Origin of the sequence: Streptomyces sp. NPDC090741 (assembly GCF_044769045.1) — a bacterium.
Lineage (GTDB): Bacteria > Actinomycetota > Actinomycetes > Streptomycetales > Streptomycetaceae > Streptomyces.
Window position 1 is genome coordinate 79,681 of record NZ_JBIVXF010000019.1, and the last position, 15,517, is coordinate 95,197.

Genomic DNA, 15,517 nt, shown 5'->3' on the forward strand with positions numbered 1-15,517 from the left:
AGGAGCAACCACGTGGCGAGCAGTGCCGGCACACCGTCCGGAGCCGGGTCCGCCCGGGTACTCGTGGTGGGGGCGGGCCCCGTGGGCCTGACCGCCGCCCATGAACTGGCCCGGCGGGGGCTGCGCGTACGCCTGGTCGACGGAGCCCCCGGACCGGCCCGCGAGAGCCGCGCCGTGGCCGTCCACCCGCGCACCCTGGAGACCTTCGACCAGATGGGGGTCGTGGACGGGGTCCTCGCCCGGGGCCGCAAGAACCGGGCCTTCACGATGTACGCGCGCGGCAGCCGGCTGGTCCGCCTCGACGCGGACTACGAGACGATGCCCACCCGCTTCCCGTACAGCCTCATCATCGGGCAGGCCGAGACGGAGGCCGTGCTGCGCGAGGCCCTCGCCCGGCTCGGCGTCGGCGTCGAATGGGGGGTGCGGCTGGGCTCGTTCGAGCAGGACGGGGAGGGCGTACGGGCCCGCCTGGAGCACCCCGACGGCAGCGCCGAGCAGTACGAGGTGCCCTGGCTGGTGGGCTGCGACGGCGGCCACAGCACCGTGCGCAAGCAACTGGGGCTGCCGCTGCTCGGCGAGTCCAGCGAGACCTGGGCACTGGCCGACGTGCCCGTCTCCACCGACCTGCCGCCCGACACCATCTACTGGGTCCACACCGGCAGCCAGGCCCTGATGATGGTCCCGTACCAGAGGGAGGGGTACTGGCGGCTGCTCGACACCGCCCCCGGAGCACGGCCGGGGGACGCGGCGCGGCGCTTCTCGGAGAAGCTCAGCGCCGGGCTCGGCCGCCCGGTGCGGGTCGGCGAGCCCGAGTGGACCTCCGTCTTCACGTTCCAGCAGCGGATGGTGCCGCGCATGCACGACGGCCGCTGCTTCGTGGCGGGCGACGCCGCGCACGTGCACAGCCCCGCCTCGGGGCAGGGCATGAACACCGGCATCCAGGAGGCGTACAACCTGGCCTGGAAGCTGGCGATGGCCGCCCGCGGGCAGGCGGGGCGGGAGCTGCTGGCCACGTACGGGCAGGAGCGGGTGCCGATCGGCAAGGCGCTGATCGGATCGACCCGGAAGGCCACCTTCCTGGTCCAGTTCAAGAACGCCCTGGCCGGGGTGGCGCTGCCCGTCGTCTTCACCTTCGTACGCACCCTCGGGCCGCTGCGCCGGGCCATCCAGCGCAAGGTCCTCGGCGGCATGTCCGGGCTGCGGCTGTCGTACGAGGACAGCCCCCTGAGCACCGCCGACCCGCTGATGGGGCTGCCCGTCGGCTCCCGGGCCGCCGCGGCGGCCGAGCGGCGCGGGGATCCGGGCTCGGAGGCGCTGCGGGCCGAACTGCGGGACGTCCGCTGGTCCCTGGTGTGGGAGGCGGGCGGTCCGGGCGAGGTCGGGCGGGGCGCGGCGGCCGCGGCCGCCCGCGCGTACGGCGACTGGCTGTCGGTACGGACGGTGGGGGAGGGGGCGTCCGGTGTGGCCGGGGCGTCCGGTGTGGCCGGCGTGCCCGACGGCCCCGGGCCGCTGGCCGATCCCGACGGGGTGCTGCGGCGCGCGCTGGGACTGCGGCCCGGCGGCTGGCTGCTGATCCGGCCCGACGGCTACGTGGCCGCGGGCGGCGCCGCCCTGACCCGGCGCGCCCTCTCCCGGGCGCTGGCACCGCTGGGGCCGCTGGCACCGCTGGGGCCGCCGGCCGCCCTGCCGTCCGCCGAGCCCGAACCGGGCCTCGATCCCGCTTCCACCGCATCTCCAGAGCTCCGCGACACGGTCGGAGTTCCACCACGGGTACTGGAGGCGCACCGATGACGACAACGTCCACGACGACAACACGGTCAGCGCCGTCGGCGGCACCGGAGAAGCCGGTCGCCCTCGTCACCGGCGGTACGAGCGGCATCGGCCTGGCGGTCGTACGGGACCTGGCCGCACGCGGGCACCGGGTGTTCCTGTGCGCCCGGACCCCGGAGAACGTCGAGCGGACCGTCGAGGAGCTGCGCGCGGAGGGCCTGGACGTCGCCGGCGCCGCCGCCGACGTCCGCTCCCGCGAGGAGGTCGCGGCGCTGGTCGCCGCCGCCGTCGCGGAGTGGGGCGGCCCGGTCTCCGTCCTGGTCAACAACGCCGGGCGCAGCGGCGGCGGTCCGACCGCCGACATCACCGACGAGCTCTGGTACGACGTCATCGACACCAACCTGAACAGCGTCTTCCTGCTGACCCGGGAGGTCCTGGGGCGCGGCGGCCTAGGCGGGGCGCCGTGGGGCCGGATCATCAACATCGCCTCCACGGCGGGCAAGCAGGGCGTCCTGCTGGGCGCCCCCTACTCGGCGTCCAAGCACGCCGTCGTCGGCTTCACCAAGGCCCTCGGCAAGGAGCTGGCCCCGGCCGGGATCACGGTCAACGCGGTGTGCCCCGGCTACGTCGAGACGCCGATGGCGCAGCGCGTCCGGGCCGGCTACGCGGCGGCCTGGGACACCACGACCGAGGACGTGCAGGAGCAGTTCGAGGCGAAGATCCCGCTGGGGCGCTACGCGACCCCGGAGGAGGTGGCGGCCATGGTCGGCTACCTGACCACGGACCTCGCCGCGTCCGTCACCGCGCAGGCGCTGAACGTCTGCGGCGGGCTGGGCAACTTCTGATGGCGGCCGAGCGGGTGCACCGTACCGTGCACGAGACCGAGGTGGCCGCCCCCGCGGGCGTGGTCTACGGACTGATCGCGGACCCCGTGCAGTGGCCGCTGTACTTCCCGCCCAACGTGTACGTGGAGCGGCTGGAGTTCGACGGGGTCCACGAGCGGCTGCGGATGTGGGCGACGGCGAACGGCCGGGTCAAGTCCTGGACCTCGCGCCGGATGCTCGACGCGGCCGCGCGGCGCATCGAGTTCCGCCAGGAGGTCCCCGCGGCCCCGCTGTCGGCGATGAGCGGTACCTGGATCGTGGAGCCGCTGGGCGCCGAGCGCTCGCGGCTGGTCCTGCTGCACGACTTCTCGGTCGTGGGCGACCGGGCCGAGGACGTCGAGTGGGTCGAGCGCGCCACCGACACCAACAGCCGGGCGGAGCTGGGGAACCTGGCGCGGCTGGGTGAGCGCTGGGGCAGTCTCGACGACCTCGTGATGTCCTTCGAGGACACCGTCCGCGTGGACGCCCCGCCGGAGCTGGTCTACGCGTTCCTGGAGCGGGCCGAGCAGTGGCCGCAGCTGCTGCCGCACGTATCGCGGCTGGAGCTCACCGAGCCCGCGGAGCTGCCCGGCGTGCAGGTGATGGCCATGGACACGGTGACCGCGGACGGGTCCGCGCACACGACGGAGTCGGTGCGGGTGTGCTTCCCGGCGGCCGGCCGCATCGTCTACAAGCAGACCCGCACCCCTGCCCTGATGTCCGCCCACACCGGCGTGTGGACGGTCACGGGCGGCGCGTACGGCTCGACGGTCACCTCGCGGCACGGGGTGGTGCTCCGGGAGGAGGCGATCGCCGGGGTGCTGGGCGCGTCGGCCGATCTCGCGGCGGCCCGCCGGTACGTGCGCGAGGCGCTCGGCCGCAACAGCACGGCCACGATGACGTACGCGAAGCAGTATGCGGAGGCGGCGCTCGCGCGCTGAGGCCGAGCGTGCTTCCGGCTCGGGCTCCAGGTCGTCTCGACCGGAGCTCCGGCCGGTACGGACAGACTCTGGATCACTTGTGACGGAAAGGTGTGGCGATGTCGGTCCAGCAGGTGCACCGCACGTCCTATTCGGTGGACGTCAACGCGCCCGCGGGCGTGGTCTACGGGCTGATCGCGGACACGACCCAGTGGCCGCTGTACTTCCCGTCGAGCATCCACGTCGAGCGGCTCGACTTCGACGGCTCCCGGGACCGGTTCCACATGTGGGTGACCGCGAACGGGACCGTCAGGTCCTGGCTCTCGCGCCGGACGCTGGACGCGACCCGGCTGCGCATCGACTTCCGCCAGGAGGTCCCCGCCGCCCCCGTCGTCTCGATGGGCGGCAGCTGGATCGTGGAGCCGCGGGGCACCGGGCGCTCGCGGCTGGTCCTGCTGCACGACTTCGCGGTCGCCGGTGACCGGTCCGCCGACGTGGACTGGACCAAGGAGGCCACCGACACCAACAGCCGGGCCCAGCTGGCCACGCTGAAGGAGGCCGCGGAGGGCTGGACCCGGCTCGACGGCCTGCTGCTGTCCTTCGAGGACTCCGTACGGATCAAGGGATCGGCCGATCTGGCCTACCAGTTCCTGTACGAGGCCGCCGACTGGCCGGACCGCGTCCCGCACGTCTCGCGCGTCGCCGTGACGGAGGAGGCGCCCGGCGTGCAGCTGCTGAGCATGGACACGGTGACCGCGGACGGGTCCGCGCACACGACGGAGTCGGTGCGGGTGTGCTTCCCGGCGGCCGGCCGAATCGTCTACAAGCAGACCGCGACCCCGGCCCTGATGGCGGCGCACACCGGCGAGTGGTCGCTGATCCCGGACGAGAGCGGGGTCACCGCCGTCGCGCAGCACAGCGTGCTGCTGCGCGAGGAGGCGGTCGAGCGGGTCCTGGGCCCGGGCGCGGACCTGGCCGCGGCCCGGACGTACGTGCGCGAGGCGCTGGGGCGCAACAGCCTCGCGACGCTGGGGCTGGCGAAGCAGCACGCGGAGACGGCGATCCGCATGCTGTGAGGCGCCGGAGCCGTGAAGCCGGCTCCATCGGCACTCCATCGGCATGTCAGGAGCGCGTCAGCGAAACGTGGGAACCCCGCGCATACTCGACCCCTTTGAAGTGCGAGGCCGAGACGAGGGGGAGAGGATGAGCGTCGGTTCCGAGCAGGCCGGGCCGCCCGCACACCCCGGACCCGCACGTTCCGGGGCCGGACTGCCCGCGTCAGCCCGGCAGCGCGAGGTGCTGCTCGACGCGATGGCCGCCCGGCCGGGATCCGGATCACACGTCGAGCAGCTGCACTGGCGCTGGTACGGGCAGCTGGACACCCGGCGGTTCCTGGCGGCCTGGCAGTCCGTGTACGACCGGGAGGCCGTGCTGCGGGCCGCGTTCGCGCCGTACGGGACCCGGGGCGGGCCCCGGGTCGTCGTGCACCGGCGGGTCGTCCCGCAGCTGGTGCGCCATCCGTACGGATCCGCCGACTGGCAGACCCTGCTCGCGGGGGAGCGGCGGCGCGGCTTCGACCCCACCCGGCCCGGACTGCTGCGGATCGCGCTGCTCGACGAGCGGGCCGGGCCGGGGGCCGCGTCGGGGCCGGGGCCGACGCGCGTGATCCTGACGTACCACCACGCCGTGCTCGACGGGCGCAGCGTACGGCTGCTGATGCGCGCGTTCGCCCGTGCCTACCTCGCGGACGGGAGCGGGACGGGCGGCGAGCGGCGCCCCGACGTCCGAGACCACCTGCGCTGGCTGGCGGGCCAGGACCGAGGCCCGGCCCGCGCGTTCTGGTCGGCGGCCGCGCCGCCGGCGGGCGCGGCCACGCTGCCGCCGGGGGGCGGCGGCGCGGCCGGCCCGGTCCGCGCCACGGTACGGCTGGCCCCGTACGAGGCCTCGCTCCTGCGGGACTGGGCGGCCGGGCAGGGCGTCACCGAGAGCACGGCCCTCCAGGCGGCATGGGCCCTCCAGTTGCGCCGGTCCGTGCCCGACGGCGGCCCGGTCCCGGTGGCGTTCGCGACGGCGGTGTCCGGCCGCGGCATCCCCCTCGACGGGGCGTCCCGCCTGCCCGGCCCGCTGCGCACTCCGCTGCCGATGTCCGTGGAGGTCGACCCCGAGGGGCTGTTCGGCAGGCTGCTGTCCGATCTCGCCGACCGGGCGTTGGACCTCTCGGGGTACGAATGGGTCTCGATGGGCCAGGTGCGGGCATGGAGCGGCCGGCCTCCGGCCGAGCCGCTCGCCCGGACGGTCCTGTCCTTCGACCCGCCGCCGCCGACGGACGCGGACCCCCTGGACGAGGACCTGGCGGCCCAGGGCATACGCCTCACGGGACCGGAGACGGTCGGCACACCCGGCGGCCACGCACTGTCGCTCACCGCGCACCACGACCGCGAGGGCGGCCTGGTGCTGACCGGTGTGCAGGACCGGACCCGGCTCGCGGACGCGCGCGAAGCCGTCCACCACACCGCACGCCTCCTGCGCGGGTTCCCCACCACCGACCGCCGGTCCACGACGGTGGCGCAGACCCTGCGCCTCCTGGGCCCCTGGCCGGCACCGACCGCCGCTCCCGCAGCCGGGCTCCGGCATCCGGCGCCCGGTGCCGCGGCGCGCGCAGGGCTCGTCGTCCTGCGGCAGGGAGTCCGGCCCGGGGCCGGGACCGTCGTGTTCGTCCCGTCCCCGGGTGCGCCCGCCGGCCGCTTCGCCGCGCTGGCCCGGACGCATCCGGGGACCGGGCAACTGGCCGCGCTCGACGCCCCGGTCGACGCCGCGGGCTGCGTGGCGGCGCTGCGGCCGGTCCTGGCGGCGGGTGAGCCGCTGGTGCTGGGCTGCCATCCGGCCGGGGCCCCGCTGGCCCACGAGATCGCCCGCCGCATGGCGGCCTTCGGCTGGCCCGCACCCGCGGTCGCCGTGGCCCGGGACCCCGAGGCCCTCTCCCGCACCCTGACGACGTCCGCGCCCCGCTGAACCGCGGTCGGCTTATTGGTTTGCCGCCGGTCGGAGCGGTCGGATAGGAAGCTCGCATGCTCAGTGGCAGTAAGGTCGGGCTCAGGGCCCGGCACGAGGAAGACATCCCGGTCCTGCGGACCGAGCTCTACGACGACGTGGTCAACGGCTCGCGGGCCGAGGGACGGCCGTGGCGGCCGATCACGCCCGGCTCGAAGGACTCGCGGCTCGTCGTGGACGACAACGAGCAGGGGCATGTCCCGTTCTCCGTGGTCGAGCTGGACGGCGGCACCCTGGTCGGCACCGCGAACCTGTGGGGCATCGACAACCACAACCGGTCCGCGCACATCGGGTTGGGCCTGCTGCCGGCCGCCCGCGGCAAGGGCTACGGCACCGACGTGGTCGCCGTGCTCTGCCACTACGGCTTCGTCGTGCGCGGCCTGCAGCGGCTGCAGATCGAGACGCTGTCGGACAACGACGCGATGCTCCGCTCCGCCGAGCGAAACGGCTTCGTCCGCGAGGGCGTGCTGCGTTCCTCGGCCTGGGTGCTCGGCGAGTTCATGGACGAGGTGTTGCTCGGGCTCCTCGTCCAGGACTGGAAGCCCGCCCAACGAGCCTAGGGCGGTCAGGCGACGGCGTGGAGGAGGCCCGCGTCGCGCATTTCCTCCACCCAGATGTCCAGGTCGGCGCGGGCGTTCTCGGGGACCGTGTCCCAGAGGCGGGCGAGGAGGTCGGCCGCGGCCGCCGTGTCGCCGTCGTGCTGGCGCAGGGCGATCCACATCGCCGTGCCCACCGGGCCGCAGCGGTAGCTCTCCGGGCCCGCGGTTGACGCGGCCAGCAGTTCCAGGCGGCCGTCGGCGTCCACGGAGGCGACACGCACCCCCGGCATCGGTCGGATGCGCACGGGCACCTCCAGGGCCAGCGGTCGAGGAATCCTCAAGCTATTACGGAAACCGGGCAGGATCCATGGCCGCTCCCGCATTCTGGGGTTCCCCCTCCCACACCCCCTGTACGGCTGATTCCCGGAGTTAGGGGGGTGGGCGCTTGCGCCCGGGGAAGGATCCTCCGAGCGGGCTGGAGGGGTGGTCGAGCCGTCTTCCAGGGCTCTTCGAGCGGCGCCGCCGAGCGTGGCACCCGGACCCCCCCCGAAGACCTGCACACCCGAGGAGCCCCCATGGTGACCTTCGTCAACAAGCTGACCGTCCACGGTGACATCGACCGGTTCCTGGAGGTCAAGGACCGGCTGACCGCCTATATGAGCAGCCAGCCCGGCTACATCGGCCACGAGGCCCTGCGCCACCTCGGCGACCAGCGGGTCTTCCTCGAACTGGCCGTGTGGGAGGACGCCCGGGCCCACGCAGACGCCGTCCGCAGCGAGCAGTTCCAGGCCCTCGTCAAGGACCTCGGCCCGCTGGCCACCCCCGAGCCCGGTCTGTACGAGACCGTGGAGGCGGCGCCCGGTGTCCGATGACGCGGCCGCCCTCCTCGCCCGCCGGCCCCGCCGGCCGCGCCCGCCCCGGCGGTCCGCCGCCCCGCCCCTGACCGTCCTGTTCACCGGTCACGCGGGCCGCCGCCTCGCCCTCGGCCGCGAGCTGTACTGCGCCGTCCCCGCCTTCCGGACCGCGTACGACGGCGTACGCGACGCACTGGACCCCTGGCTGCGCCTGCCGCTGGCCGCCGTGGTCTTCGCCCCCGAGGGCGGGGTGGACTCGGGCCTGATCCGCCGCGCCGAGTTCGCCCAGCCGGCGCTGTTCGCCTTCCAGGTCGCCGTGTACCGGCTCTGGCAGAGCTGGGGGCTGCGCGCCGACGCCGTCGCCGGCCAGGGCGCCGGGGAACTCTCCGCCGCCCACGTGGCGGGCGTGCTCACGCTGGCCGACGCGGCCCGGCTCGTCGCCGTGCTCGGCCGCCTCGTCCCGCCCCGGCCCGCACCCGGCGCCGCGCGGGCCGCCGAGGCCGAGTTCCTGAAGGCGGCCCGCGAGAGCGCCACCGCGCCGCGGTCCGTCCACCTCGTCTGCACCGCGACCGGCCGGGCCATCGGCCCCGGGCCGGACGAACGCCCGCTGCGGCCCGAACGGCTGCTGCTCCAGACCCACCAGGTCATCCGTACCGCAGACGCCGTACGCACCCTGGAGGCGGCCGGGTTCACCCGCCCCCACCCCTGCGGGCCCGACCCCGAGGACACCCTGCCCGGCTGCGAACTGCGCGCCGCCCGGGCCGTGCTGCTGCACATCGAAGGACCCGAACGAACCGAAGGACAGGCCGCAGGCCGCCACCGGTGATCCCGGTGGCCGGTCTCCGGCTTCCTTGGGGCGCCGCTGCACGACGCCTCAAGCGGGTGTCGAGCGGATGCCCGCACGCTGAAGAGCCACAGGACCCGTACCACCGCAAGACCCGTAACAGAGGACGGACCAGCCCCGCGGACTGCGCGCAGCAGGCCGAGAGTCCCGGACGAAGGAGCTGATCTCCGCCGCCATGGCCACCATCACCGAGACCCCCACCCGTCCCGAGAGCGGAGCCGCCGGCCGCGCCGCAGGTCGCGCCGCCGAGGAGACCGAGGCGCTGCGCCGGGCCGCGCGCCTCGAAGCCCTGCTCGGCGACCCGTACGACCCCGCCAACCCGCACGGTCTCGGCGCCCTGTTCGCCGCCGACGAGCGGCGCGAGCCGCCCGCGGCCACCGAGCGGCTGCTCGTCGGGGCGGGCCTGGGCGCGGAGTTCGTCCCCGCCGAGTTCGGCGGCCGGCTCACCCGCGCCGACCTGCTCGTCAAGGTGCTGCGCCCGGTCTTCCGCCGCGATCTCGCCCTCGGCTTCGGCTCCGGCATCACCTCGCTGTTCGCGACCTCCGCCGTCTGGGCGGCCGGCAGCACGGCCCAGCGCCGGGCCACCGCCGACGTCCTGCTCGCCGGCGGGCGCGCCTCGATCGTCCACCACGAGCTCGCCCACGCGAACGCCATCCTGCGCGACGAGTTCACCGCCGCCCCGCTGGCCGGCGGGGGCTTCTCGCTCAGCGGCCGCAAGGACGTCATCATCAACGCCGCCCGGGCGCAGGCGTACGTGGTCTACGCCCGGACCGACCGCGCCCGCAGCCCGCTCAGCCACTCCGTCCTCCTGCTCGACCCGGACGAGCTCACGGCCGCCGGCGGGCTGGCCCGGCTGCCGCGCGTACCCACCGCCGGCATGCGCGGATCCCTCTTCTCCGGGCTGCAGTTCACCGACTGCGAGGTCCCCGAGAGCGCCCTCGTCGGCCGCGCCGGCGAAGGCGTCGCCCTGGCGCTGCGCACGTACCAGGTCAACCGCTGCGTCATCGCCGCGACCGCCGTCGCCGCCGCCGGCACCGTCCTGCACTCCGCCGTACGGGCCGCCACCACCGGGCGCAGCCGCCCCGTCGCCCGCCGTTTCCACAAACCCCTGGCCGGGGTCTTCGCCGACCTGCTGGCCTGCGACAGCATGGCCACCGTCGCGCTGCGCGCCCTGAGCCTGCTGCCCGACCGCACCCACGTGCTCGCGGCGGCCGTCAAGTACGTCGTCCCCGACCTGCTCCGCGAGAGCCTGGAGGAGCTGGCGGCCGTACTCGGCTCGCGCGGCTACCAGCACGGCACGCCCGAGTACGGGGCGCTGGACAAGCTCTCGCGCGACCTGCCGGTCGCCGGGCTCGGGCACGCCGGGACCGCCGCCTGCCAGGCCGTGATCGTGCCCCAGCTGCGGGCGCTGGCCGAGCGGGCCTGGTTCAAGGAGGAGGAGCCGCCTTCCGAGTTGTTCCACTCCGGCGCGAGCCTGCCGCACCTCGACTACCGCCTCCTGGGCATCGCCGACGGCGGGGACTTCCTCGCGGCGTCCCTCATCGGGTCGGCCGCCCGGCTGGCGGAGGTCCGCGGGGTCGGCGGGCAGCTCGCCGTCCTCGCCGACCTGGCCGAGGCGTTCGTCACCGAACTGCGGGCGCTGCGCGAGCAGTGCCGGGCCATTCCGCAGGGCGTCGCCGCCCTCACCGACCCCGCCTGGTGCGTGCTCAGCGACCGCTACGCCCTGGTGCTCGCGGCGGCCGCGATCCTGGGCACCTGGGAGGGCCAGGACGGCAGCGAGCCCTTCCTCGCCTCGCCCGCCTGGGCGGTGCTCGCGCTGACCCGGATCGGCGGCCGGCTCGGCATTCCGGTGCCGGAGCTGCCCGACGACTGCCTCGGGCAGGTGCTGGAGGAGCTCGTACGCCGCTACCGGGCGGGCCGCAGCTGCGACCTCGACGCCACCGAGCTGGCCCAGTGACCGGAGGGGACACGCGATGAACCGGAACAACTCACCGCTGCTGAGCGTGCCCGTGCACGCGGCGGGGCCCGACGGGCCCTGGGCGCAGGTGGCCGCGGGCATGACCGGCAACGGCAACGCCTGCGTCCACACCACCTGGGCGGAGTGGCCGGCCGAGCCGGGCTCGCCGGCCGCGCTGCGGATCCTGCTGGGCCGTGACTGGTCGCGCTACCGGGACACGGCCGACGCCACCGCCCGGCACCGCTTCGTCGCCTCCCGGCTGGCGATCCGGTACACGGCCGCCGCCGCGCTCGGCTGCGGGCCCGCCGAGCTGGACCTCTCGTACAAGCCGGGGGGCCGTCCGTACCTGCGCGGGTTCGACCAGATCGACCTGAGCCTGACGCACACCGACGATCTGATCGCGGTCGGCATCAGCCGCAACGGGCGCATCGGCGTCGACACCGAACCCGCCGACCGCAGGCTGTCCTTCGAGCTGCTGCAGGACCAGGTCTGCACTCCGGCCGAGCGCGCCGAGCTCGCGGCGCTGGGGGAGCGCGGGCGGGCGGCCGGGATCCTGCGGCTGTGGACGCTGAAGGAGGCGTACACGAAGGCGCTCGGCCAGGGCCTGCGGATGGGCTTCTCCGAGTTCGGCTTCGCCACGGCGACCAGCGGTGAGACCGGGCTGCTCACCCCCGACGGCTCACCCGCCACGCACGGCGAATGGGCCTTCGGCACCTACCCGGTGGCCGGGCGCTACCTGCTGAGCGTCGCCTGCCACGACGCCGGACTGGACACGTCCCGTGACAGCTCCGTGGCCACCATGCTCGACGAGGGCTTCGTCGGCATGGTGTCGGCGCTGCTCGATCCGGCCTGATCCGGACGGTTGGCCTGAATCGCCCTGAAAGCCGGGCAGTTCCACACGGAACTTGCCAACTTCCATGTGGAATAAGACACTCCGTGGCTGAGGGCATGTCGTTTGACCAGTTTTTACCTTAGAATTGACCCCGACTTGACTCGTCCTTTTCGGAGGCGTTTCTGCGGCATGCTCTGGGGTACGGGAGAGGGTGTATGGACGGCGCCATGACCGTGGTGATCGCGCCCGGCACACCGCTCGCACTCGACCTGCTAGGGCCCCTCGACGCCCCGCTCCTGGCCAGCGCCCTCGCCATGGCCGCACCCTGCGGGCCGACGCTGCGCCGGCACACCGCGACCCACCACACGCTCCAGCTGACCTGCCGGCCCGGTGAACGGCCCGCCGGCCGGCCCGGCCTGGCCGGCCGGCTCGCGGACCTGCTGACCGACCCGGCCGCGGCCGACGGCCGCCCGGGCTGGTGGTCGGGCGTGCTGGCCGCCCTGCCGCAGCAGCCGGCCCCCGGCCGGGAGGCGCATCCCGCCGGAGCGCCCGCCGGACTGCCCGCCTCCGCCCGCCAGCGCGAGGTGCTGCTCGACGCCATGACCGCCCCGCCAGGTCCGCAGCTCCACGTCGGACAGCTGCACCTGCGCTGGTACGGGCCGCTGGACCGGCACCGGTTCGACGCGGCCTGGCAGGCGGTCGCCGACCGCGAGGCCGTGCTGCGCGCCGCGTTCGCACCCGGCCCCGGCCGGGGCGGCAGCGGGCCCGTCGTCACCGTGCACGAGCGGGTCGAGATCGCGGTACGGCACGATCCGTACGAGCCCGACGGCGCGGCCGGAGGCTCGGCGGGCGGTTCGGCGGGCGGGGCGGCGGGCGGTTCGGCGGGCGGCTCGACCGGCGGTTCGGCGGGCGGTTCGGCCACGTGGGCCGCCGTGCTCCGCGGCGAGCGCGAGCAGGCCTTCGACCCCGGCCGGCCGGGCCCGCTGCGCATCCGCCGCGTCGACGGGGAGCCCGGCGCCCACGGCCCCGACGCCCGGATCGTCCTGACGTACCACCAGGCCCTGCTCGACGCCCCGAGCGTGCAGCAGCTGCTGCGCTCCTTCCTGCGGGCGTACGCGGCCGACGGCCGCGCGGCGGGCGGCGAGCGCCGCCCGGGACTCCCCGACCACCTGCGCTGGCTGGCCGCCCGGGACCCGGACCCGGCCCGGGAGTTCTGGGCCCGGGCCGCCCCGCCCGCCGGGGCCCGTACGCTGCCCGCGGCCCGCGCGGTCCCCGCGGGCGGGGCGGCGGACCGGCCGCCGGTTTCGGGCGGGGGCGCCGTCGGGTACGGCCGCGCCGTGGAACGGCTCAACCCCACCGAGGCGCTACGGCTGCGGGGGTGGGCGGCCTCGTGCGGGGTCGCGGAGAGCACCGCCCTGCACGCCGCCTGGGCCCTCCAGCTGCACCGGGCGGCTTCGCCCGGTCCCGGCTCAGAGCCCGTCCTCCCCGTCGCGTTCGGGGTGACCGTCTCCGGGCGCGGCATCGCCCTCGAAGGCGCCGACCGGCTGCCCGGCCCGCTCGGCAACCCGCTCCCGCTCTCCGTGGACGTGGACCCGGCGGGCCCGCTGGCCCGGCTGCTGACCGACCTGCGGGACCGGGCGCTGGGACTGGCCGCGTACGAGTGGGTCTCCGCCGGGCAGATCCGGGAGCAGACCGGCCGCTCCGGGGAGCACACCGGCCGCTCCGGGGAGCAGCCGCCGACCGAATCGCTGATCACCTTCGACCGGGTGCCCGCCCGCCTCGGGGTGGGCGCGAGCGGCGATCCGGTGGACGGGGAACTGGCCGCGGCCGACGTACGCGTGGGCCCGCCGGAGGCCGTCGAGGCGTACACCGGGCTGCCGTTCGCCCTCACCGCCCGCCACGACCGCGCGGGCGGCCTCGTCCTGACCGCCGACAGCGACCGGGCCCGGCTCGCCGACGCCGACGCGGCCCGGATCCTCGCCCAGACCGCGCTGCTGCTGCGCGAGCTCCCGGAGGCGGACCTCCACCGCGCCACCGTCGCCGACGCGCTGACGCTGCTCGACGGCCTGCCCGTGCCGGGCGCGGTGGCCGCGCCGCAGACCGCCGCGCCCCGGCTGGTCACGCTGCGCCCCGCCGCGTACCCCGGCGCCGGGACGGTGCTGCTCGTACCGCCCCCGGACGTGCCGCCGGACTGCTATGCGGCGGTGGCGCGGGCGCACCGGGGGCTACAGGCGCTGATCACCCTCGATGCCCCGGCCGACGCCACGGCCTGCCTCACGGCGCTGCGGCCGGTCCTCGCCGCGGCGCAGCCGCTGCTGCTGGGCTGCTTCTCCGGCGGCGGAGCCGTCGCGTACGAGGTGGCCGAGCGGATCGGCGCGCACGGCTGGCGGGCCCCGCTGGTGTCGATCGGCGGCACCGCCGACGGCGGCCCGGCCTCGGCCCAGGACCTCTCCCGGGCCCTGTGGGCGGCCGCCGGTCACGAGTCGTGACCGGCCTGTCGGAAGGCGGGGGTCAGCGGCAGAGGGCCGTGTCCACGAGGCGCTCGAAGCGCTTCATGGCTGCCGCGTCCGACGGCTTGGCGGTCACCGCGATGTCGACGGCGCGGCCGGTGTCGCTTACTCCGCCCCGGGTCTCGTACCCAGGGAAACTGCCGCCGTGGCCCCGGAAGACGGCGCCGCAGGACAGCGGCGTGCTCACGAGCCCCGGTCCGTAGCGCGCGCGGGGGTCGAAGGGGTACCCGGCCGGGACGGTGGTGCGCATCTGGGCGAGCTGGGCCTCCGGCAGGAGGCCGCCGCCCAGGAGTTCGGTGAAGAACCGGTCGAGGTCGGAGTTGGTGGAGACCGGCTGGCCGGCCGCCCAGCCCCAGGAGGGGTCCGTCTCCGTGATGTCGCGCAGCGGCGCGCCCGCCTCGTCCCGGTAGTAGCCCCGGGGGTGGGGTTCCCGGATGGTCGCGTCACCGGGGGCGGGGAAATAGGTGTGGCGCAGGCCGATGGGCTGGATGATGCGCCGGTCGATCTCCTCGGCGAGGGGGCGCTCGGTGACCTTCTCCACGATCAGGCCGGCCAGGACGTAATTCGTATTGCTGTACGCCCATCGCTCGCCGGGGGCGAAGACGGCCTTGTACCGGAGGGCGAAGTCGACGAGTTCGCGGGGCCCGTAGTACCGGGGCTGGAGCTCGGCCTTGGTGTGGTCGGGAAGTCCGCTGGTCTGCTGGAGGAGCTCGCGGACGGTGATGCGACTGCCGTCGATCCCCTCCCCGCGTACGAGGCCCGGCAGATAGGTGTCGACCGGGGCGTCGAGGCGGATCCTTCCCTCGCCGACCAGTTGCAGTACGACCACCGAAGTGAATGTCTTGGTGTTGCTGCCGACCCGCACCTGCCCGTCCCGGGGCACCTGCGAGCCGGTCGCCAGGTCGCCGAAGCCCGCGGTGTACGTACGGGTGCGGCCGTCGGGGCCGGTGACGCTCGCCAGCGCGGCGGGCAGGCCGTCGTCCCGCACCAGAGCGTTCAACCCCTGCTGGACGGTGTCCGGCCGGGCGGCGGCGGAAGCCGCCGGCGGGGCCGGGGCGCCGATCGCCAGGACGCCGACGGCCAGGGCGGCCGCGGCCCTCGCGGCTCTGTGCGGGCCACCCCGCTGCTGCTGCTGCCGCTGCCGACCGGACGGACGAAACGTCTGCGGTTCCTGCTCACGCGCGGGCCAACTCCTACGGAATGATGGGGAAACCAGCGGTATGTGCCGGTCCCGGCATGTCCGGATGCGGCCGACCGGGACGATCCCGCCACCCACCCGCTCCGAGGTGGGGCTAACCCCCGATGCACGTGGGTGATACACCCGTACGGGTGGCCGGTGCATGCGTCCCGGAGCGGATCTGCCAGGGTGGTGGGCCA

General features: G+C 75.4%; 13 protein-coding genes. 11 read left to right on the plus strand and 2 right to left on the minus strand.

The annotated features are described in order from the left end of the window. Positions 1–12 precede the first annotated feature (12 nt). The 6 genes from ACIQU4_RS36390 (at position 13) to ACIQU4_RS36415 (ending at position 7,164) form a co-directional block, all read left to right on the plus strand. Positions 13–1,791, plus strand: coding sequence for an FAD-dependent oxidoreductase (locus ACIQU4_RS36390; RefSeq protein WP_403740283.1), 1,779 nt, complete (start codon positions 13–15; stop codon positions 1,789–1,791). Next, positions 1,788–2,615, plus strand: a complete 828-nt coding sequence (locus tag ACIQU4_RS36395) for an SDR family NAD(P)-dependent oxidoreductase (protein ID WP_403740286.1) — start codon at positions 1,788–1,790, stop codon at positions 2,613–2,615. The genes ACIQU4_RS36390 and ACIQU4_RS36395 overlap by 4 nt, the downstream gene beginning before the upstream one ends. Beyond that, the gene (locus tag ACIQU4_RS36400) at positions 2,615–3,574 is read left to right on the plus strand and encodes an aromatase/cyclase (protein ID WP_403740289.1); all 960 of its coding nucleotides are present in this window, start codon (positions 2,615–2,617) and stop codon (positions 3,572–3,574) included. Before ACIQU4_RS36395 ends, ACIQU4_RS36400 begins: the two co-directional genes overlap by 1 nt. 98 nt (positions 3,575–3,672) lie before the next feature. Continuing rightward, a complete protein-coding gene (locus tag ACIQU4_RS36405; RefSeq protein WP_403740292.1) occupies positions 3,673–4,629 on the plus strand; it encodes an aromatase/cyclase in 957 nt (318 codons plus the stop codon). A 127-nt stretch (positions 4,630–4,756) separates the two neighbouring features. Next, positions 4,757–6,565, plus strand: coding sequence for a condensation domain-containing protein (locus ACIQU4_RS36410; protein ID WP_403740295.1), 1,809 nt, complete (start codon positions 4,757–4,759; stop codon positions 6,563–6,565). A gap of 56 nt (positions 6,566–6,621) precedes the next feature. After that, complete coding sequence (locus ACIQU4_RS36415) at positions 6,622–7,164, plus strand: GNAT family N-acetyltransferase (protein WP_403740298.1); 543 nt, start codon at positions 6,622–6,624, stop codon at positions 7,162–7,164. 5 nt (positions 7,165–7,169) lie between these two features. On the opposite strand, the gene ACIQU4_RS36420 is transcribed toward ACIQU4_RS36415, so the two are convergent. Continuing rightward, positions 7,170–7,448 carry a PqqD family peptide modification chaperone gene (locus ACIQU4_RS36420; RefSeq protein ID WP_403740300.1) on the minus strand — a complete coding sequence of 93 codons (279 nt, stop codon included), beginning with the start codon at positions 7,446–7,448 and terminating at the stop codon, positions 7,170–7,172. A gap of 270 nt (positions 7,449–7,718) precedes the next feature. On the opposite strand from ACIQU4_RS36420, the gene ACIQU4_RS36425 reads away from it, so the two are divergent. From ACIQU4_RS36425 to ACIQU4_RS36445, 5 genes are all read left to right on the plus strand, one after another. Beyond that, positions 7,719–8,015 carry an antibiotic biosynthesis monooxygenase family protein gene (locus ACIQU4_RS36425; protein WP_403740303.1) on the plus strand — a complete coding sequence of 99 codons (297 nt, stop codon included), beginning with the start codon at positions 7,719–7,721 and terminating at the stop codon, positions 8,013–8,015. Further along, a complete protein-coding gene (locus ACIQU4_RS36430; RefSeq protein ID WP_403740305.1) occupies positions 8,005–8,823 on the plus strand; it encodes an acyltransferase domain-containing protein in 819 nt (272 codons plus the stop codon). The genes ACIQU4_RS36425 and ACIQU4_RS36430 overlap by 11 nt, the downstream gene beginning before the upstream one ends. A gap of 193 nt (positions 8,824–9,016) precedes the next feature. Then, positions 9,017–10,798 carry an acyl-CoA dehydrogenase gene (locus ACIQU4_RS36435; protein ID WP_403740309.1) on the plus strand — a complete coding sequence of 594 codons (1,782 nt, stop codon included), beginning with the start codon at positions 9,017–9,019 and terminating at the stop codon, positions 10,796–10,798. Positions 10,799–10,814: 16 nt separating this feature from the next. Further along, a complete protein-coding gene (locus tag ACIQU4_RS36440) occupies positions 10,815–11,651 on the plus strand; it encodes a 4'-phosphopantetheinyl transferase family protein (protein ID WP_403740312.1) in 837 nt (278 codons plus the stop codon). Between the two features lie 194 nt (positions 11,652–11,845). Continuing rightward, positions 11,846–14,119 (plus strand): peptide synthase condensation domain-containing protein, encoded by a 2,274-nt coding sequence (locus ACIQU4_RS36445; RefSeq protein WP_403740315.1) that lies wholly within the window; start codon positions 11,846–11,848, stop codon positions 14,117–14,119. Positions 14,120–14,141: 22 nt separating this feature from the next. Here the strand turns inward: ACIQU4_RS36445 and ACIQU4_RS36450 are convergent, their stop codons facing one another. Further along, positions 14,142–15,224 (minus strand): serine hydrolase domain-containing protein, encoded by a 1,083-nt coding sequence (locus ACIQU4_RS36450; protein ID WP_403740423.1) that lies wholly within the window; start codon positions 15,222–15,224, stop codon positions 14,142–14,144. Between the last annotated feature and the right edge of the window lie 293 nt (positions 15,225–15,517).

Excerpts from the sequence above, each read along its gene's own strand:
- ACIQU4_RS36395 (WP_403740286.1), top strand. The coding sequence starts at position 1,788 with ATGACGACAACGTCCACGACGACAACACGGTCAGCGCCGTCGGCGGCA.
- ACIQU4_RS36400 (WP_403740289.1), top strand. The coding sequence starts at position 2,615 with ATGGCGGCCGAGCGGGTGCACCGTACCGTGCACGAGACCGAGGTGGCC.
- ACIQU4_RS36405 (WP_403740292.1), top strand. The coding sequence starts at position 3,673 with ATGTCGGTCCAGCAGGTGCACCGCACGTCCTATTCGGTGGACGTCAAC.
- ACIQU4_RS36410 (WP_403740295.1), top strand. The coding sequence starts at position 4,757 with ATGAGCGTCGGTTCCGAGCAGGCCGGGCCGCCCGCACACCCCGGACCC.
- ACIQU4_RS36415 (WP_403740298.1), top strand. The coding sequence starts at position 6,622 with ATGCTCAGTGGCAGTAAGGTCGGGCTCAGGGCCCGGCACGAGGAAGAC.
- ACIQU4_RS36425 (WP_403740303.1), top strand. The coding sequence starts at position 7,719 with ATGGTGACCTTCGTCAACAAGCTGACCGTCCACGGTGACATCGACCGG.
- ACIQU4_RS36435 (WP_403740309.1), top strand. The coding sequence starts at position 9,017 with ATGGCCACCATCACCGAGACCCCCACCCGTCCCGAGAGCGGAGCCGCC.
- ACIQU4_RS36440 (WP_403740312.1), top strand. The coding sequence starts at position 10,815 with ATGAACCGGAACAACTCACCGCTGCTGAGCGTGCCCGTGCACGCGGCG.
- ACIQU4_RS36445 (WP_403740315.1), top strand. The coding sequence starts at position 11,846 with ATGGACGGCGCCATGACCGTGGTGATCGCGCCCGGCACACCGCTCGCA.